At 52.7% G+C, this 18,406-nt stretch carries 17 protein-coding genes; all 17 read left to right on the top strand.

Annotated elements, in window-relative coordinates; translation table 11 throughout:
- The first annotated feature begins 8 nt into the window (after window positions 1-8).
- The 17 genes from infB to AAFJ72_RS12565 all read left to right on the top strand — a co-directional run bounded on the left by infB (window position 9) and on the right by AAFJ72_RS12565 (window position 18,307).
- Window positions 9-2,522: a translation initiation factor IF-2 gene (gene infB / locus AAFJ72_RS12645; protein WP_432774209.1), complete on the top strand. Its 2,514-nt coding sequence runs from the start codon at window positions 9-11 to the stop codon at window positions 2,520-2,522.
- Window positions 2,522-2,803, top strand: a complete 282-nt coding sequence (locus AAFJ72_RS12640) for a DUF503 domain-containing protein (protein WP_005834164.1) — start codon at window positions 2,522-2,524, stop codon at window positions 2,801-2,803. Before infB ends, AAFJ72_RS12640 begins: the two co-directional genes overlap by 1 nt.
- A gap of 24 nt (window positions 2,804-2,827) precedes the next feature.
- Window positions 2,828-3,187: a 30S ribosome-binding factor RbfA gene (rbfA, locus tag AAFJ72_RS12635; RefSeq protein ID WP_122903417.1), complete on the top strand. Its 360-nt coding sequence runs from the start codon at window positions 2,828-2,830 to the stop codon at window positions 3,185-3,187.
- Window positions 3,184-4,179 carry a DHH family phosphoesterase gene (locus AAFJ72_RS12630; protein ID WP_122903418.1) on the top strand — a complete coding sequence of 332 codons (996 nt, stop codon included), beginning with the start codon at window positions 3,184-3,186 and terminating at the stop codon, window positions 4,177-4,179. The genes rbfA and AAFJ72_RS12630 overlap by 4 nt, the downstream gene beginning before the upstream one ends.
- Window positions 4,172-5,098, top strand: coding sequence for a tRNA pseudouridine(55) synthase TruB (gene truB, locus AAFJ72_RS12625; RefSeq protein ID WP_122903419.1), 927 nt, complete (start codon window positions 4,172-4,174; stop codon window positions 5,096-5,098). Before AAFJ72_RS12630 ends, truB begins: the two co-directional genes overlap by 8 nt.
- Before the next feature lie 3 nt (window positions 5,099-5,101).
- Entirely contained in the window at window positions 5,102-6,043 is a 942-nt protein-coding gene (locus AAFJ72_RS12620; protein WP_432774208.1) for a bifunctional riboflavin kinase/FAD synthetase, read from the top strand.
- 133 nt (window positions 6,044-6,176) lie between these two features.
- Entirely contained in the window at window positions 6,177-6,446 is a 270-nt protein-coding gene (rpsO, locus tag AAFJ72_RS12615) for a 30S ribosomal protein S15 (protein WP_122903510.1), read from the top strand.
- Between the two features lie 159 nt (window positions 6,447-6,605).
- Window positions 6,606-8,750 carry a polyribonucleotide nucleotidyltransferase gene (gene pnp / locus AAFJ72_RS12610; RefSeq protein ID WP_432774207.1) on the top strand — a complete coding sequence of 715 codons (2,145 nt, stop codon included), beginning with the start codon at window positions 6,606-6,608 and terminating at the stop codon, window positions 8,748-8,750.
- 145 nt (window positions 8,751-8,895) lie between these two features.
- Window positions 8,896-9,867, top strand: a complete 972-nt coding sequence (locus AAFJ72_RS12605) for a polysaccharide deacetylase family protein (RefSeq protein ID WP_432774206.1) — start codon at window positions 8,896-8,898, stop codon at window positions 9,865-9,867.
- 115 nt (window positions 9,868-9,982) lie between these two features.
- Window positions 9,983-11,236, top strand: coding sequence for a M16 family metallopeptidase (locus AAFJ72_RS12600; protein ID WP_432774205.1), 1,254 nt, complete (start codon window positions 9,983-9,985; stop codon window positions 11,234-11,236).
- An 89-nt stretch (window positions 11,237-11,325) separates the two neighbouring features.
- Window positions 11,326-11,586: a YlmC/YmxH family sporulation protein gene (locus AAFJ72_RS12595; RefSeq protein ID WP_122903424.1), complete on the top strand. Its 261-nt coding sequence runs from the start codon at window positions 11,326-11,328 to the stop codon at window positions 11,584-11,586.
- Window positions 11,587-11,723: 137 nt separating this feature from the next.
- Window positions 11,724-12,623 carry a dipicolinate synthase subunit DpsA gene (gene dpsA, locus AAFJ72_RS12590; RefSeq protein WP_122903425.1) on the top strand — a complete coding sequence of 300 codons (900 nt, stop codon included), beginning with the start codon at window positions 11,724-11,726 and terminating at the stop codon, window positions 12,621-12,623.
- Window positions 12,620-13,216 (top strand): dipicolinate synthase subunit B, encoded by a 597-nt coding sequence (locus tag AAFJ72_RS12585; protein WP_122903426.1) that lies wholly within the window; start codon window positions 12,620-12,622, stop codon window positions 13,214-13,216. The genes dpsA and AAFJ72_RS12585 overlap by 4 nt, the downstream gene beginning before the upstream one ends.
- A gap of 57 nt (window positions 13,217-13,273) precedes the next feature.
- Window positions 13,274-14,314 carry an aspartate-semialdehyde dehydrogenase gene (locus AAFJ72_RS12580; RefSeq protein WP_122903427.1) on the top strand — a complete coding sequence of 347 codons (1,041 nt, stop codon included), beginning with the start codon at window positions 13,274-13,276 and terminating at the stop codon, window positions 14,312-14,314.
- Between the two features lie 11 nt (window positions 14,315-14,325).
- Window positions 14,326-15,552, top strand: coding sequence for an aspartate kinase (gene dapG, locus AAFJ72_RS12575; RefSeq protein WP_122903428.1), 1,227 nt, complete (start codon window positions 14,326-14,328; stop codon window positions 15,550-15,552).
- Between the two features lie 60 nt (window positions 15,553-15,612).
- On the top strand, window positions 15,613-16,479 hold the full coding sequence (dapA, locus tag AAFJ72_RS12570) for a 4-hydroxy-tetrahydrodipicolinate synthase (RefSeq protein WP_432774204.1): 867 nt from the start codon (window positions 15,613-15,615) through the stop codon (window positions 16,477-16,479).
- Between the two features lie 151 nt (window positions 16,480-16,630).
- Window positions 16,631-18,307: a ribonuclease J gene (locus AAFJ72_RS12565; RefSeq protein ID WP_122903430.1), complete on the top strand. Its 1,677-nt coding sequence runs from the start codon at window positions 16,631-16,633 to the stop codon at window positions 18,305-18,307.
- Window positions 18,308-18,406: the final 99 nt, after the last annotated feature.

Genomic DNA, 18,406 nt, shown 5'->3' with positions numbered 1-18,406 from the left:
AAGTTTATTTGAAGACACGTGTGTATGAATATGCCAAACAGCACAACATGAGCAGTAAGGAAATCCTCAATTTGCTAAAACGTTTGAACATAGAAGTAGCCAATCATATGAGTATCATGGAAGAAGGGACGATCAAGCGGATCGAGGATCACTTGGCCAAGCTGCGTGCCGGCTCCAAGCCAGAAGCGCGTGATACGCCAAGCGATACAAGACAAAAGCAAATGGACGATCAACGACGCCCCAACGAATCCAGAGGACAACAGGGGCAGCAGTCACAAGCTGCAAAACATGACAGACAAAACGAACGCGATCGCGGTGGTTCTTCAACCAGCAAAAATCGTCCAGCCAGCACCAGCGGAAACCAGTCCGATCAGCAAAGTCCTCAACATGGAAAAAATCAGGGGAAGAATCAGGAGAGAAGACCAAACCATATGAGAAGTCAACCAGCAAAACCGACTGACCGTAAGCCGCAAAACCAACAACGTTCACAGAGCCAAAGACCGCAAAACCAGCAGCGTCCTTCGCAACAGGCAGCTGCAAACCAAGCCGATATTCGGTTGAGTGATGATTTTGAAGACAAAGTAAAACTTCCTTCCAATGTCACTCTGGAAAAACGCGAGAAAATCAAAAAAGGTCCACAGGCGCAAAAGACGTTTGAAGACAATAAAAAGAACACGCCTTTCCGCAATAACCGCAACAACGCAAACAACCGCCGCGGCGGCAACAACAACCAGCGCGGAGGGCAAAAGGCACAGCGTCCCGTGCTTGAGCCGCCTAGCAAAATCACCTTTACCGAATCGTTGACGGTGAACGAGCTGGCTGTGAAGCTGCGCAAGGAACCAGCGGAAATCATCAAAAAGCTGTTTAATTTGGGGATCATGGCTACGATCAACCAGTACCTGGAGCGTGAAGCCATCGAGTTGATCTGCGCAGACTACAACGTAGAAGTCGAAGAAAAAATCGTCATCGACGAAACCAACTTCGAAGCAATCGAAGAAGTGGATCCGCCTGAGTCTCTCGTAGAGCGTCCGCCGGTCGTTACCATCATGGGTCACGTTGACCACGGGAAAACAACGCTGCTCGACGCCATCCGCTCCACGAACGTAGTAGCGGGTGAAGCAGGCGGAATTACCCAGCACATCGGTGCTTACCAGGTCGAGATCAAAGGCAAGAAGATCACGTTCCTCGATACACCTGGCCACGCAGCGTTCACGACCATGCGTGCTCGCGGTGCCCAAATCACCGACATTACCGTTCTCGTCGTCGCTGCCGATGACGGCGTGATGCCGCAAACCGTAGAAGCGATCAGCCACGCGAAAGCGGCAAACGTGCCGATCATCGTCGCTGTCAACAAGGTGGATAAACCGGAAGCCAACGTCGACCGCATCAAGCAAGAGCTGACCGAGTATGAGCTCGTTGCCGAAGAGTGGGGCGGGGACACCATTTTCTCTCCACTGTCTGCGAAGCAGCGCACCGGAATCGAAGAGCTGCTTGAGTACATCCTGCTCGTCGCAGAGGTGCAAGAGCTGAAAGCAAACCCTGACAAACGTGCGCGCGGTACGGTAGTGGAAGCCGAGCTTGACAAAGGCCGTGGCCCTGTCGCGACCGTTCTGGTACAGCAAGGAACGTTGCGCGTCGGAGATCCAATCGTCGTCGGCTCCGCCTATGGCCGCGTTCGTGCGATGGTGAACGACAAAGGCCGTCGCCTGAAAGAAGCGGGTCCATCTACCCCTGTGGAAATTACGGGTCTGAACGATGTGCCGCAAGCGGGCGACCAGTTCCGCGTGTTTGAAGACGAGAAAAAAGCCCGTGCAATCGGCGAAGCGCGCGCAGCCAAGCAGCGTGAATCCGAGCGTCGCGAAAGCTCTCGCGTATCGTTGGACGATCTGTTCCAGCACATTCAGGAAGGCGACATCAAAGAGCTGAACCTGATCGTAAAAGCGGACGTACAAGGTTCTGTAGAAGCTTTGCGCGGCTCTCTGGAAAAGATCGACGTCAATGGTACCCGCGTGAAAATTATTCACACGGGAGTCGGGGCGATTACCGAGTCCGACGTCACGCTGGCAAACGCATCGAATGCGATCATCATCGGTTTCAACGTGCGTCCTGAGCCAAACGCTCGCAGCATGGCTGAACAGGAGAAAATCGACATTCGCCTGCACCGCGTCATCTACACCGTGATCGAAGAGATCGAGCAAGCCCTGAAAGGCATGCTGGACCCTGTTTATAAAGAAAACATCATCGGTCAGGCAGAAATCCGCGAAGTCTTCAAAGTATCCAAAGTGGGCAACATCGCAGGTTGCTATGTCACCGAAGGAAAACTGAGCCGCGATGCGGGTGCCCGTCTGATTCGTGAAGGCATTGTCATCTACGAAGGCAAGCTGGAAACGTTGAAACGCTTCAAGGACGATGCCAAAGAGGTCAACGCAGGCTATGAGTGCGGTTTGACCCTGGAACGCTTCCAGGACATCAAGGTAGGCGACGTGATCGAAGCCTTCGTCATGGTTGAAGTGAAGCAATAATGGTAGCAGGGGTGCAGATTGAACTGTTTCTGCCCGCTTGCCAAAACCTGAAAGAAAAACGGGCCATCGTCAAAAGTCTCATCGGCAAGCTGCGGAGCCGCTTCAACGTCTCCGCAGCGGAGATGGCTTATCCCGAGCAGTGGCAGCGTACCGTGTTGGGTATCGCTGCCGTTGCTAATGAAATGTCTTTTTTACAACAAGAAATGCAGGCTGTGGTGCGATTCGTGGAAAACCATCCCGACGTGGAGTTGATTCGGGTCGATACGGAATACTACGAATAAGGCAGCCAGCGGAGGTGAGAGCAGATGAACAAAACAAGAATGAGCCGCGTCGGCGAAGAAATCAAAAAAGAACTGAGCCTCATTTTGCAGCGTGGACTGAAAGATCCTCGCGTCGGCTTTGTGACCGTAACGGATGTAGAAGTGAGCAGCGATCTCCAGCTTGCCAAAGTATTCGTCAGCATCTTTGGCAGCGAGGAGCAGCGCAAAGAATCTCTGGTAGGACTGGCCAAAGCAAAAGGCTACCTGCGAACCGAAATTGGCAAGCGCGTCAAGCTGCGCCATATTCCCGACTTCGTTTTCAAACTGGATGAGTCGATTGACTACGGTTCCAAAATTGAGTCGATCCTGCGGGAAATCTCCACAGAAGGAGAGAAACAGGAATGAATCCGAATCGAGCAGCAGTAGAGGAAGCGGCCCGCTTTTTCCGGGAGCATGACCGCTTCCTGGTTCTTTCCCATGTCAATCCAGACGGCGATGCTACCGGCTCTGCCTTGGGAGTCGTGCTCATGCTTGAGCAGCTGGGAAAAGAGTACGTGGTGGTCAACGAAGGGGAAACACCGCTCAAGTTTAACTTTTTGCCGCGTTTTGACCGCATGCGCAACCTGCGCAAACAGCCGCTTGCCGAAAAGTTCAAGGCCGTAATCGCCGTTGACTGTGCCGATGCGTCACGGATGGGCGATGTGCGGCCTTTGTTTGCATCTGACGCCGCTATCCTCAATATCGATCATCACCCGACGAACGACATGTTCGGAACGGTCAACCTGGTGCGTCCCGAAGCGGCGGCGACAGCGGAAATTTTGTTTGAAGTGGCAGAAGCAGCGGGGATCGCGTTCAACGAAGAGATTGCCTTGTGCATTTATACCGGGCTTTTGACGGATACAGGCGGCTTTCGCTACTCCAATACGACGCCGCGGGTCATGGAAATCGCGGCCCGCTTGCTGACCTACGGGGTGAAGCCGGGCGAGGTGGCCGAGCGCTGCCTGGAAGAAATCACGTTTGCGCATGTCAAAGTATTGCGCCGTGCCTTGCAGACGCTGCAGTTGTCCCACCAAAAACTCGTCGCTTCCATTTGCGTGTCCGTCGATGATTTTGCCAAGGCAGAGGCCCAGCGCGAGGATGCGGGCGGCCTGGTGAACTACTGCCGCAACATCGAAGGCGTCGAAGTCGGCGTTTCCTTTGTAGAGTCGGAGCCGGGTATCGTCAAGGTCAGTTTGCGGGCGAGAGATCGCGTCGACGTATCGGCTGTGGCCAAGCAGCTCGGCGGCGGTGGACACGCCAAAGCTTCCGGCTGCACCATCAAAGGGACGATCGCGGAAGCGAAGCAAAAAGTATGGGAAGCGCTGGAGCCAGCATTAGGAGTGAAACACGATGAGTAACGCGCACGGTGTGCTGGTAATCGACAAGCCGGCGGGCATGACCTCGCACGATTGTGTGGCGCGCATCCGCCGGCTGTATGGAACGAAAAAGGTAGGACATACGGGAACGCTCGACCCCGACGTGACAGGTGTCCTGCCGATCTGTATCGGCCATGCGACGCGCCTGGTAGAGTATTTGCAGGATTTGCCGAAGCGCTACAAAGTAGTCATGCGGCTCGGCAGCTCCACGACGACGGAGGATGCTTCCGGGGAAGTGCTGGAGCAGGCTAAAGTAGACGCAGCCGCGATCACGACCGAACGTATCGAGCAATTGCTGCAATCGTTTTTGGGAGAAATCGAGCAGGTGCCGCCGATGTTTTCTGCGGTTAAAGTAAACGGGAAGCGGCTCTACGATCTGGCAAGAGAAGGCGCCGTCGTTGAGCGCAAGCCGCGCAAAGTCACACTGTACGAGCTGACGCTTCACGAGATCAAGGCAGACGGCGACAGCGTCGACATCTCGTTTACCTGCACCTGTTCAAAAGGGACTTACATGCGCACCTTATGTGTTGACCTTGGTCGCGCTCTGGGTTATCCTGCCCATATGAAGCTGCTTCGGCGAATCAAGAGCGGACCGTTCGCAGAGGAGGAGGCGATTCCTCTTCATGTACTGGAGGAGCGGGCTGCGAACGGGGAGGATCTCTCCCGTCATCTTGTCTCCATCTCACAGGCGATTTCATTTTTGCCGTCTTATCAGGTCAAACCGGAGCGAATCCGTGCGGTGCGCAATGGACTGGCGACTGCGCTGCCCGGAGTCAATGCCGAGGTAGGCAGCCTGATCTGCCTGTTTGCTGGCGAAGAGTTGCTGGGGATTCATCGCGTGTGCCGTGGGGACAAAGGTCTTTTCGCCAAAGCAGAAAAAGTCTTTCCAGCAGAGGTGTAAACCGTGAAAACGATCTCCCTGACCTATCCACTACCAGATGAGTTGCAAGCGACACCATGCGCGATTGCGCTTGGCTATTTTGATGGCGTACATATCGGACATCGCCGGGTGATTCAAAAGGCGATTGATACCGCAAGAGCGAACGGATGGGAAAGTACGGTGCTGACATTTGACCCCCATCCGCGCGAAATTCTCGGGCAAAGCGGCTATACGAGCTACCTCACCCCGCTTTCCGACAAGCTGGAGCAATTCGAGAAGATGGGGGTAGACCGAACGTATGTCATGAAGTTCGACATCGGTTTTGCCGCTGTCTATCCGGAGGACTTCATTACGGAGTGCATGCTACCTCTCGCTTGCCGGCATGTCGTGGTCGGCTTCGACTACACGTTCGGCTACAGAGGAATGGGAACCGCCCAGACGCTGCAGGAGATGAGCAAGGGCCGTTTTGGACTGGACATCATCAGCCCGGTCAATCGGTTGGGAGAAAAAGTGAGCAGCACGATCATTCGCGAGTATCTCCACCACGGAAATGTAGAGCAGGTGCGCCATCTGCTGGGGCGTCCGTACAAGGTGCGCGGCAAGGTCGTTCACGGCGACAAGCGCGGGCGCACAATCGGCTTTCCCACGGCCAACGTCCGGGTCGAACAGCCGTACCTCATCGGCAAAAACGGCGTGTACGGGGTGCGCTTCACGGTCGATTCCAAGACGTACTGCGGCGTGATGAATATAGGAATCAAGCCTACATTTGAGCTGGAGAAGAAAGAAAAATCACTAGAAGTGCACATTTTCGAGTTCTCTGGTGACATTTACGACAAGGAAGTCGAAGTAGAATTCCTTTTCTACATTCGCGAAGAGCAAAAGTTTGGCGGTGTGGATGCGCTGATTGCGCAAATTGGCCGCGACGTAGACGTGGCGAAGCGCAAATTCGCCCAGGGAATCTCCTAAAGGAATCTCTTTGCTTTTCCTGAAATGATATGCTATAATTCAAAACGTTGTACAGATAACCGTAGCTTGGCTGTCCGATGCTCACCGACGGCAGACTCGGCTAACGGGATATATAATAAGGAGGTGAGTCATGATGGCATTGTCTCAAGAACGTAAAACTCAACTGATCCAAGAGTTCCGTACTCATGAGAACGACACTGGTTCGCCAGAAGTGCAAATCGCTATCTTGACCGAAAACATTAACAACCTGAACGAACACTTGCGTACGCACAAAAAAGATCACCACAGCCGTCGTGGTCTGTTGAAAATGGTAGGTCAACGCCGCAACCTGTTGACATACCTGCGTGAAGCAGATGTTCAACGCTATCGTTCGGTAGTAGACCGCCTGGGTCTGCGCCGCTAGTCAGCGTCTTGTAAAAAGCGGGTTCTTCCCGCTTTTTCTATTATCCCAAAGAGCTGCCAAAGCTCGCCATTTAATTTTCAGGATGGCAGGAAATAATACATACAGGTAGAAAACAAAGTGTAAACCTGCACATTGTTGCAAAGGAGGACTGCTAGCATCATGGAGCAACAATACCGTACATATGATTTTGAACTGGCAGGCCGCAAGCTGACTCTTGAATTTGGCAAAATGGCCAAACAGGCGAACGGCTCGGTTCTGGTTCGGTACGGAGATACGGCAATCCTGTCTGCAGTTACAGTCTCGAAGGAGCCGAAAGCGCTCGATTTCTTTCCGTTGACTGTCAACTATGAGGAACGTCTCTATGCGGTCGGAAAAATTCCCGGCGGCTTTATTAAAAGAGAAGGACGGCCAAGCGAAAAAGCCATTTTGGCGAGCCGCTTGATTGACCGCCCGATCCGTCCTCTTTTTGCAGAAGGATTCCGCAACGACGTACAAATTGTCAATACTGTTCTGTCGGTTGACCAGGACTGCTCTCCGGAAATCGCTGCGATGATCGGGACGTCTGCCGCTTTATGCGTTTCCGAGATTCCGTTTGAAGGGCCGATTGCCGGTGTCATCGTCGGGCGCATCGACGGCGAGTTCGTCATCAACCCGACTGTGGAGCAGGCAGAAAAAAGCGATATTCACCTCGTAGTCGCAGGTACTCACAAAGCGATCAACATGGTGGAAGCAGCTGCGAACCAAGTGCCAGAGTCTGTTATGCTGGAAGCGATCATGGCTGGCCATGAGGTTATCAAGCAACTGGTGGAGTTCCAAAACCAGATCGCAGCAGAAATCGGCAAAGAAAAAATGGAAGTCATTCTGCATGAAATCGATCCGGAAATCGATCAGGCTGTGCGCGAATACGCAGAGGCCCGCCTGAAGGAAGCCGTGCGGATTGAAGAAAAGCAGGCGCGTTACGACGCGATTGACAACATCAAGCAAGAGACGCTGGAGCATTTCGCTGCCAAAGATCCGGAAGCTTATCCCGAGCAGGAAAAAATGATTAGCGAAGTGCTGGGCAACATCGTTAAAGATGAAGTTCGCCGTCTCATTACCGAAGAAAAAATTCGCCCGGATGGACGAGCTTTGAACGAAATCCGTCCGCTTTCCAGTGAGGTTGGCATTTTGGCCCGCACGCATGGTTCCGCCATGTTTACCCGTGGGCAGACACAGGCGCTGAGCGTCTGCACACTCGGGGCATTGGGCGATGTGCAAATTCTCGACGGGCTTGGACTGGAAGAATCGAAACGGTTCATGCACCATTACAACTTCCCGCCGTACAGCGTAGGGGAAGCACGTCCGCTGCGTCCTCCAGGTCGTCGGGAAATCGGACACGGTGCGTTGGGTGAGCGGGCAATTGAGCCGATCATTCCTTCCGAGAACGAGTTCCCTTATACGATCCGTCTCGTTTCCGAAGTTATTGAGTCCAACGGCTCGACATCGCAAGCTTCCATTTGCGCGAGCGTACTGGCGCTGATGGATGCAGGGGTGCCGATCAAGGCTCCGGTCGCTGGGATCGCCATGGGCTTGATTATGAGCAAGGATGAACAGTCTTTCTCCATCCTGACGGACATCCAGGGCATGGAAGACCACCTGGGCGATATGGACTTCAAGGTAGCAGGCACCGAGACTGGTGTAACAGCGATTCAGATGGACATCAAAATTTCCGGGATCAATCGGGAAATTTTGCAGCAAGCGCTGGAGCAAGCGCGCGAAGGTCGCCTGCACATCCTCAAGCACATGATGAGCACGATTTCCGAACCGCGCAAAGAGCTGTCTCCTTACGCGCCGAAGATTTTGACCATGACGATCAATCCGGAGAAAATTCGCGATGTAATCGGCCCACAAGGTCGTGTCATCAACAAAATCATCGAAGAAACCGGCGTCAAAATCGACATCGAGCAAGATGGACGAGTGTTCATCGCTTCGGTCAACCACGAAGCGAACCTGCGCGCGAAACAAATCATCGAGGACCTGGTTCGCGAGGTTGCTGTCGGCCAGATTTATCTGGGAACCGTCAAGCGCGTAGAGAAGTATGGAGCGTTCATCGAGCTGTTTGCCGGCAAGGAAGGCTTGTGCCACATCTCCCAACTGGCTGAGGAACGTGTAGCCAAGACGGAAGACGTCGTATCCATCGGCGACAAGGTACAAGTAAAAGTAACCGAGATCGACGATCAAGGTCGCATCAACCTGTCCCGCAAAGCTGTGCTCAAGGAACAAGCTGCAGCCCAGGCTGAAAAGGCATCGCCAAAAGCAGAATAACCGACAAACAAAAGGCTTCGTCACTCGAAGAAATTCGTGTACGGAAGCTTTTTTTCTTTTGGCAAAAGATGTCTAAGTCCTCCGTCTCGTTCATACATTGGACAAAGAGAGACTTGTACGTACAAAGAGGAGGGCTGGCTCCACAATGGCGGAAAGAAAGCGGAGGCTGTGGGTTACGGTCTTTGTCACAGCGGCGATAGCGATGCTGCTTCAATACCAGCCGATTCACCAATACATCAGCCTCGTCAAAAACGATCAGGTCGTGACGGCAGAAAAAATTCTGGATGAAAAAGAACGGTTGCGAGCGCAGATTGAGAAGTGGAAGGAAGGTCATGAGGAAGCGCCTGTCGATGCGGTCGTGGATCAGACGTGGAAAGCGATTCCCGGCTACAACGGACGCATCGTGGACGTGGAAGCGTCGGTGGAAAAAATGCTCGCTTCCGGAGTGGCAGGACCGGAAATGCTCGTGTACAAGGAAGTCCCGCCAGCGGTTTCGCTTGAACAGTTGGGCGCGCAGCCCATCTATCGGGGAAACCCGAAAAAGCCGGCCATCTCCTTCATGATTAACGTAGCCTGGGGAAACGAATACCTGGATTCCATGCTGGATACATTGGATAAGCACAAAGTGAAGACGACGTTTTTTCTGGATGGCTCATGGGTCAAGCGCTATCCGGAAGAGGCGAAAAAAATTGCCGCCCGCGGCCATGAAATCGGCAACCATGCCTACTCGCATCCCGACATGAGTACACTCGGAACGCAGCGCATCCACCAGGAGATCAGCCGCACACAGGAAGTCATTTCCAAGACGCTGGGCATCAAGCCTGTCTTGTTTGCCCCGCCTTCGGGATCGTACAACAAGCAGGTCGTGCAAATTGCACACTCCTCCTACCAACTGAAAACGATCATGTGGACGGCAGATACCGTCGACTGGAAAAAGCCCTCACCAAGCGCTGTCATCAAAAAAATCAGCGGCTTGATGGGCAACGGCGTCCTCGTGCTGATGCACCCGACAGCGGCCTCGGAGGCGAGTCTTGACCAACTGCTCACGATTGCCAGGCAAAAGGGATTGCATCCGGTTACGGTATCCGAACTCATCTCAAGCAGGCGACTGCCATGACGCGAAAACACGTTCATTTATTGTGGAGTCAAAAGAAGTTTGTTATAGTTAGACGTGTTTACAATCACTTCCCGATAGTTTGCGCTAGAGAGATGATGAACCAAGGAGGATTTGTGTGATACAACGCCATACGTGTGATAACGGTCTTAGAATTGTGACGGAACGCATTCCGTCTGTTCGCTCTGTTGCGCTAGGCATCTGGGTGGGGACCGGTTCGAAATATGAAAACGAGAAAAACAACGGCATTTCGCATTTTCTCGAACATATGTTTTTTAAAGGGACGAGTACACGGTCTGCAAAAGAAATTGCGGAGACCTTTGACGAGATCGGGGGAAACGTAAACGCCTTTACTTCCAAGGAATATACTTGCTACTATGCGCGAGTGCTCGACCAGCACGCGCCGATCGCGCTGGACGTGCTTGCGGATATGTACTTTCACTCCGTCTTCGATGCAGAAGAGCTGGAAAAGGAAAAAAACGTGGTCATCGAAGAAATCAACATGTACGAAGATACGCCTGATGATCTCGTCCATGATTTGATCGCCCGCGCGGCCTACAGCACGCATCCGCTCGGTTATTCGATTTTGGGAACTGAGGACGTCCTGCGCAGTCTGAAGCGCGATGATCTGCTTGGGTACATCGACACGCACTACCTCCCGACGAATACGGTCGTGACGGTAGCGGGCAATTTTGACGACAGCCTGATCGAAGAGATCAAAAAGCGTTTCAGCGGCTTCCAACGGTCAGGCAAGCTCGCGCCATTGGCCGAGCCAGTGTTTGCGGCCAATGCCATTGCGCACACCAAGTCGACCGAACAGGCGCATTTGTGCCTGTCGCTGCCAGGCTTCAAGGTCGGACATCCGGATGTTTACTCGCTCATTTTGTTGAACAACGTCCTGGGAGGCAGCATGAGTTCACGTCTTTTCCAGGAAATTCGCGAGGAACGGGGACTGGCCTACTCGGTCTACTCGTACCATTCTTCCTACAAGGAAGCGGGCACGTTCACTGTCTATACCGGAACGGCGCCTGAGCACGTCGGACAGGTTTTTGATATTGTGACGAACGTCTTGCGCGATGTCGCCGATCACGGCATCACCGACAAGGAGTTGAAAAAAGGGAAGGAACAGCTGAAAGGCAGCCTCATGCTGAGCCTGGAGAGCACCAACAGCCGGATGAGCCGCATCGGGAAAAATGAGCTGCTGTTGGAGCGCCATCTCACCCTGGATGAAATTATCGCGAAAATCGACCGCGTCTCGCATGAATCGGTTTTGGCCGTAGCGCAAGAGCTGTTCCGCTCGAAGCTGGCGATGGCGATGGTAAGCCCGCTGGACGGATACCCGTCCAATGTGAAAAACGATATCTTGCTCTAATAGCTCTCTTACGTGAAAAATCCGGCATAGCCCGGATTTTTTTGCGTATATCAACAGTAACGCAAACAAGGACAAAGGGGGCCAGTGGCATGCGGCTTAGCGAACTGGGCGGGAAGGAAATCATCGGCTTGGACAACGGTGAGAAAATGGGGGTCATCAGCGATTCCGACCTCATCATTCATCCGGAAAGCGGCGTCATTCAGTCGATCATCTTGCCCGGCGGCAGCTTCTTTGGCTTCGGGAAAAAACGGGAGGACCTGATTATCCCGTGGAGCTCGATTGTGACAATCGGCCCGGACATGGTCATCATTTCGCTTGCACAGGAAGAGACACAGGCTACGCAAAAGTAGGCGCGGGTGTCACCGAAGGAGCGGGAGTCGAATAGGATAGGGATAGACCGCATGGATTTCCGTCAACTTTTTCAAGAGGAAAACCTTTGCGTTCCGATCATTTATTGCAGTAAAATGTTTGGAAAGGGGAACGCAGCATGCTAACGGGCATACATGTTGCCTTCATTGGCGGAGACGCTCGCCAGTTGGAAGTCATCAAGCGATGCATTCAACTGGACGCCAGTGTCACGTTAGTTGGCTTCGACAACCTGGAAAGCAATTTTACAGGGGCAACGAAGAGACCATTAACATGCGATGTGCTGAAAGACGTGGACGCCCTCATCCTGCCCATCGTAGGGACCGATGACCAAGGCTTTGTGGAAAGCATCTTTTGCTCGAAACCATTGCAGCTTCTGGATCAACACGTGGAAAGCTTGCCGAAGCATTGTGTGGTATATACGGGAATGGCAAAAACTTACCTGAAAAACCTGTTGGCATCCAAGCAGATTCCTCTCGTAGAGCTGCTGGATCGCGATGACGTAGCCATCTACAACTCCATCCCGACGGTGGAGGGAGCGCTCATGATGGCGATTCAAAATACGGATATCACGATTCATGGATCGCAGTCAATCGTCTTGGGATTAGGTCGAACAGGTTTGTCTATGGCCCGGGCCCTGCATGCACTGGGAGCACGCGTCAGAGTGGGGGCTAGGCGTCAGGAACACTTGGCACGCATCTATGAGATGGGATTGACTCCCTTCCCGATCAGTGAGCTAAAGCAACAAGTCACGAATGCTGATTTCATTTTTAATACCGTCCCGCAGCTAATCCTCACAGCAGAGATCATTGCGCAAATGCCGCAATCGGCGTTTATTCTCGATCTTGCCTCCAAGCCGGGAGGGACAGATTTTCGATACGCCGAAAAACGAGGCATCAAAGCGCTTCTCGCTCCCGGATTGCCTGGAATCGTTGCACCGAAAACCGCAGGGCAGATTTTGGCCCAGACTTTATCGCGTCTCATTGCGGAGCAAAGGATAACCAGGGGGGAGTCAACATGAGCAAGCTGCAGGGAAAGACCATTGGTTTTGGATTGTCAGGATCGCACTGCACTTTTGAAGAAACCATGCCGCAAATCAAGCGGATGGTGGACGCCGGAGCGAGAGTGATTCCCATTGTTTCGCATACGGTCATGACGACCGACACCCGCTTTGGAACCTCGGCGAGCTGGCAGCAGCAGCTCAAGGATTTGACAGGGGAGGAACTGATTTCGACGATTCCCCAGGCAGAACCTTTGGGACCTTCAAAATTGTTGGACGTTATGGTGATTGCGCCATGCACAGGCAGCACGACCAGCCGGCTGGCAAATGCGATCACCGACAGCGCCGTACTCATGGCGGCCAAGGCGACCATGCGCAATTTGCGACCGCTTGTCATCGCAATCTCCACCAATGATGGTCTGGGATTAAACGCTGCCAATATTGCCAAGCTGTTGGCGGCGAAGAATATCTATTTCGTGCCGTTCGGGCAGGATGCTCCGGACAAAAAGCCAAACTCGCTCGTTGCCCGCATGGATCTGCTCTTGGAAACGTGCGAAGCAGCACTGGAAGGTAGGCAATTGCAACCCTTGCTCATCGAAAGATTCAACTACTAAACCAAACACAAAAAAAACAATTTCACCTGCTTTTCGCGATTAGGAGGAGAGTAAGAGATGGCTAACCAACTGACTTACAATGTAGCAGTAGTCGGTGCGACTGGTGCAGTCGGACAACAAATGATTCGCTTGCTGGAAGAGCGCAACTTCCCGATTAAACAGCTCAAGCTGCTGGCTTCCGGACGCTCTGCGGGCAAGACAGTTACGTTCAAGGGACAGGAAGTTGTCCTGGAAGAAGCTACTCCTGAGAGCTTTGCCGGCGTCGATTTTGCCCTGTTCAGCGCGGGAGGAAGCGTGAGCAAGGAACTGGCCCCGCACGCTGTGCGTCACGGTGCCATCGTGATCGACAACACCAGCGCATATCGGATGGACCCGGATGTGCCTCTCGTTGTGCCAGAGGTGAACATGGACGCCGCTCTCGCTCATAAAGGAATCATTGCGAATCCGAACTGCTCTACCATTCAGATGGTAGCCGCTCTGAAACCCTTGTATGATCGTTTTGGAATAGACCGTATTATCGTTTCTACCTACCAGGCAGTGTCTGGTGCCGGACAGTCCGCAATCAACGAGCTTCTCGACCAGAGCCGTGACGTGCTGGACGGAAAAGAAGCAGAATGCCGTGTCCTGCCTGTAGGAAAGCTGCCTGTTCACCATCAAATTGCTTTCAACGCGATTCCGCAAATTGATGTGTTTACGGACAACGGCTTTACTTACGAAGAGATGAAAATGGTCAATGAAACCAAAAAAATCTTCGGTGATGACACTGTGCAGGTTTCTGCTACATGCGTACGCATTCCGGTCGTTTACGGACACAGTGAGTCCGTTTACGTGGAATTGAAACAGGATTACGACTTGAACGAGGTAAGAGCTCTCCTGGAGAATGCTCCAGGCGTTGTGGTGGTAGATGCGCCGCAAGAACAGCAGTATCCGCTGGCTACGGATGCTACCGGCAAGCTGGATGTGTTCGTCGGCCGCTTGCGTCGTGATCTCCATCATCCTAGAGGACTGCATATGTGGATCGTTTCTGACAACCTGCTCAAAGGTGCAGCATGGAATACAGTACAAATCGCTGAAGAACTCATCAAAGCAAGAGCATAGGGGAGAGGTTTGTGAAGATTCTCGTCCAGAAGTTCGGTGGTTCTTCCCTGACGACGGAAGATTGCCGGATGAGGGCAATCTACCATATAGAAAAAGCGCTCGACGAAGGTTATGCTCTCGTCGTTGTCGTATCGGCTATGGGGCGAAAAGGCGATCCGTACGCAACTGATACACTTTTGCAGTTGATTCGCAACAACGGGAATCAACTGCCTCGTCGCGAGATGGATATGCTGATGCATACCGGGGAAATCATCTCGGCTACTGTCATGTGCAGCATGCTGAATTCCCGCGGGATCAAGGCAACGATACTGACGGGCGGTCAGGCGAATATCGTGACGAGTGACGATTTTACCAATGCGCAAATCATGTCGATCGACCCGAGCCGTATTTTGCAAGACCTGCAAGCAGGCCAGGTGGTGATCGTTCCCGGCTTTCAGGGCCGGACGGCGGATTGGGAAATTACGACGCTGGGACGCGGTGGCAGCGATACGACAGCTACAGCTCTCGGCGTTGCCCTGCGCGCTGAAATGGTAGACATTTTTACCGATGTGGAAGGCATCATGACAGCGGACCCGCGCATTGTCGAAGAAGCGCAGCCGCTCGAAATGGTGACGTACACCGAAATTTGCAACATGGCTCACCTGGGAGCAAAAGTGATTCATCCGCGAGCGGTAGAGATCGCGATGCAGGCAAACGTGCCGATTCGCGTTCGCTCTACGTTTTCGGACGACCCTGGTACACTTGTGACGACCATGTTGGAGATCGGCAAAAAGGGGTATTCGGTGCAGGACAGGGTCGTCATGGGGATTGCCCATGTGCCGAATATTACCCAGATCAAGGTAGCCAACAAGGAAGGGCAATACGATACACAGCTGCAAGTATTCAAAACGATGGCAACGAATAACATCAGTGTCGATTTCATCAACGTGAATCCTTTGGGGGTTGCTTACACGGTATATGATGAGATGGGACCAAAAGCAGCGCAGTTGCTGACGGATATGGGCTACGAGCCGCAGCTGTTGCCGCACTGTGCGAAAGTTTCCGTCATCGGGGCAGGAATGACAGGGGTGCCGGGCGTCATGGCAAGAATTGTGGAGGCTTTGACGCAAGAAGACATTCAGATTTTGCAGTCGGCCGACTCCCATACGACCATATGGGTTTTGGTGCATGAGAAAGATATGGTGCGGGCGGTACGTGCCCTTCATCAACAGTTCAATCTGCATGCCCACCATATGTGAGCGCTCTTATTTTCATTTTTTTGATGCCTATTGATTACAACAAGAGGAGTTGGAATGCTAGTGGCACGTTTTGGTCGACTGGTTACCGCGATGGTAACGCCTTTTAACGAACAATTGCAGATTGATTTCGAGAAAACGGAGCGCCTGATCGATCACCTGATCGCAAATGGGACGACAGGGATTGTGCTGAGCGGAACGACTGGTGAATCGCCGACGCTCTCCCGCGCGGAGAAGCTGGAACTGTTTCGCCACGCAGTCGCGTATGCAAAAGGCAAGTGCCACATTATCGCCGGAACAGGCAGCAATGATACAGCGTCCAGCATCGAGTTCACGCAGGCGGTTCAGTCCATTGGCGTAGACGCGGTCATGGTTGTGGCTCCTTACTACAACAAACCGTCCCAGGAAGGTCTGTACGCTCATTTCAAAGCACTGGCAGAGTCTACGGACCTCCCTGTCATGCTGTACAACGTACCCGGCCGTTCGGTCGTCAACATGACGGCAGAGACGACCTTGCGCCTGGCGCAGTTGCCGAACGTCGTTTGCATCAAGGAAGCATCCGGCAATCTGAGTCAGATGGCGCAAATTATCGAGCATGCTCCGGAAGGCTTCGAGCTGTACAGCGGTGACGACAGTCTGACCTTGCCGATTCTGTCGATTGGCGGAGTAGGCATTGTCAGCGTGGCGAGCCATGTTGTCGGCAAGCAAATGACCGAGATGATGGACGCCTTTTTCCAGGGCAAACATGCGGAAGCGGCGAGCATCCACCGCAAGCTGATGCCTGTGTTCGAAGGCCTGTTCGCGTACCCGAGTCCAGGACCGACCAAAGTCGCTTTGGAAAAGCTCGGTGTATCGGTGGGGGGAGTACGCCTGCCATTGGTGGAGCTGAATGAGCAGGAAAAAGCGTTTGTTCACTCGTTGCTTGCCTAGTGACAAAAAGAACAAGACGGGAGAGCCATTCCACAGTGGGATGGCTCTTTTTCCTTGTGTTCAGGTTTTCACTTCGGGTATAATGAAAACAAGTGATTTGGGGCGGTTTTTTTTGAGTGGACATGACAACTAAATATAGGAGGTTACACGTTTGGCAAAGTCGAATCACTCTGTTCTCATTTTCGCCCTGGGCGGAGTCGGCGAGATTGGGAAAAATATGTACGTGGTACAAAGCGGGGACGACATCGTAGTGATTGATGCCGGATTGAAATTCCCGGAAGAGGAAATGCTGGGAATTGACATGGTGATTCCGGACATCACCTACCTGGAGGAGAACCGCGACAAAGTTCGGGGTATCATTATCACGCATGGACACGAAGACCATATCGGCGGCCTCAGCTATGTGCTGAAGCATTTGAAAGTCCCGGTCTATGCGACAAAACTTACCCTTGGCCTGATTGATGCAAAATTGAAAGAAGCGGGTATTCTAAACGAGACGAAGCGCGTATTGATTAACAGCGATTCAGAGGTCGTCCTGGGAAGCATGAAAGCGACCTTCTTCCGGGTGAACCACAGTATTCCGGATTGTGTGGGAGTATGCCTGGAAACGCCTGAAGGCTACGTCGTCCACACAGGAGACTTCAAGTTCGATCAAACACCGATCAACAACCAGACTGCCGATCTGGCAAAAATGGCCATGATTGGCGATCGGGGTGTTTTGTGCTTGCTGTCTGACAGTACGAATGCGGAACGTCCCGGATTTACCGGATCGGAACGCTCTGTAGGCGCTGCGATCAAAGACGTCTTTAGCAAGGCAACGGGGCGAATCGTCGTCTCTACCTTCGCGTCGAACGTACACCGCATCCAGCAAGTTGTGGATGCTGCCGTGCAGTTCAACCGCAAGCTGACGGTCGTCGGCCGGAGCATGCAAAACGTCATCAATATCAGCAGAGAACTGGGGTATTTGTTCGTTCCGGAAGGTTTGATTGTCGAGAGCGACGAAATCAACAAGTTGCCCGCTGAGCAAGTCGTTATTTTATCTACTGGCAGTCAAGGAGAGCCAATGTCTGCGCTCACACGCATGGCCCGATCCGCCCATCGGAAAATTGACATCCTTCCAGGAGATACGGTCATTATTGCGGCGACCCCGATTCCGGGAAATGAAAAGTACGTCGCACGCACGATTGACCAGCTTTCGAGAATTGGCGCTGAAGTGATTTACGGCGGCCATGGACCCAACGGAACCGTCCACGTCTCCGGTCATGGCAGCCAGGAAGAACTGCGGCTGATGCTGAATTTAATGAAGCCTAAGTACTTTATTCCCATTCACGGCGAATACCGGATGCTCAAAATGCACTCGCTGCTGGCTGAACAGGTGGGCATTCCCGAGGAGAACATCTTTTTGCTGGATAACGGCGACACGGTGGAAATCTCCGGAGGCCGGGCGCGTTATGGCCCGAAAGTCCACGCAGGCAATGTCCTGATTGACGGCCTGGGTGTCGGTGATGTTGGAAACATCGTACTTAGAGATCGCAAACTGCTTTCCCAAGATGGCATACTGGTAGTTGTCGTTACACTCAGCAAACAAAATGGCACGATTCTGTCTGGTCCAGACATCATCTCTCGCGGTTTCGTCTACGTGCGTGAATCCGAGGAACTGCTGGATGAAGCGAATCGCATAGTGACCCAAACACTTGTCAAGTGCATGGAAGAAAATGTAAATGAATGGTCATCCCTCAAAAACAACGTAAAAGAATCATTGGGACGTTATTTGTTCGAGCAAACTCGTCGCCGTCCGATGATCCTGCCGATTATCATGGAAGTGTAAGGCACGAATAAAGAGCCAGGAATCCTGAAAGAACAACGGGGTTCCTGGCTTTTTTGGTGCTTCGCTGCGCATGATTTCACCATCTGCTATCCATACTAC

Source organism: Brevibacillus gelatini (assembly GCF_050920745.1).
Classification (GTDB): Bacteria; Bacillota; Bacilli; order Brevibacillales; family Brevibacillaceae; genus Brevibacillus; species Brevibacillus gelatini.
Note: the sequence above shows the minus strand (reverse complement) of the source record. Positions and strands in the feature narration are given on the sequence as shown.

What these genes read in the sequence shown, in the direction of transcription:
- AAFJ72_RS12640 (WP_005834164.1), top strand. Translation starts at nt 2,522, where the DNA reads ATGGTAGCAGGGGTGCAGATTGAACTGTTTCTGCCCGCTTGCCAAAAC.
- rbfA (WP_122903417.1), top strand. Translation starts at nt 2,828, where the DNA reads ATGAACAAAACAAGAATGAGCCGCGTCGGCGAAGAAATCAAAAAAGAA.
- AAFJ72_RS12630 (WP_122903418.1), top strand. Translation starts at nt 3,184, where the DNA reads ATGAATCCGAATCGAGCAGCAGTAGAGGAAGCGGCCCGCTTTTTCCGG.
- truB (WP_122903419.1), top strand. Translation starts at nt 4,172, where the DNA reads ATGAGTAACGCGCACGGTGTGCTGGTAATCGACAAGCCGGCGGGCATG.
- rpsO (WP_122903510.1), top strand. Translation starts at nt 6,177, where the DNA reads ATGGCATTGTCTCAAGAACGTAAAACTCAACTGATCCAAGAGTTCCGT.
- pnp (WP_432774207.1), top strand. Translation starts at nt 6,606, where the DNA reads ATGGAGCAACAATACCGTACATATGATTTTGAACTGGCAGGCCGCAAG.
- AAFJ72_RS12605 (WP_432774206.1), top strand. Translation starts at nt 8,896, where the DNA reads ATGGCGGAAAGAAAGCGGAGGCTGTGGGTTACGGTCTTTGTCACAGCG.
- AAFJ72_RS12595 (WP_122903424.1), top strand. Translation starts at nt 11,326, where the DNA reads ATGCGGCTTAGCGAACTGGGCGGGAAGGAAATCATCGGCTTGGACAAC.
- dpsA (WP_122903425.1), top strand. Translation starts at nt 11,724, where the DNA reads ATGCTAACGGGCATACATGTTGCCTTCATTGGCGGAGACGCTCGCCAG.
- AAFJ72_RS12585 (WP_122903426.1), top strand. Translation starts at nt 12,620, where the DNA reads ATGAGCAAGCTGCAGGGAAAGACCATTGGTTTTGGATTGTCAGGATCG.
- AAFJ72_RS12580 (WP_122903427.1), top strand. Translation starts at nt 13,274, where the DNA reads ATGGCTAACCAACTGACTTACAATGTAGCAGTAGTCGGTGCGACTGGT.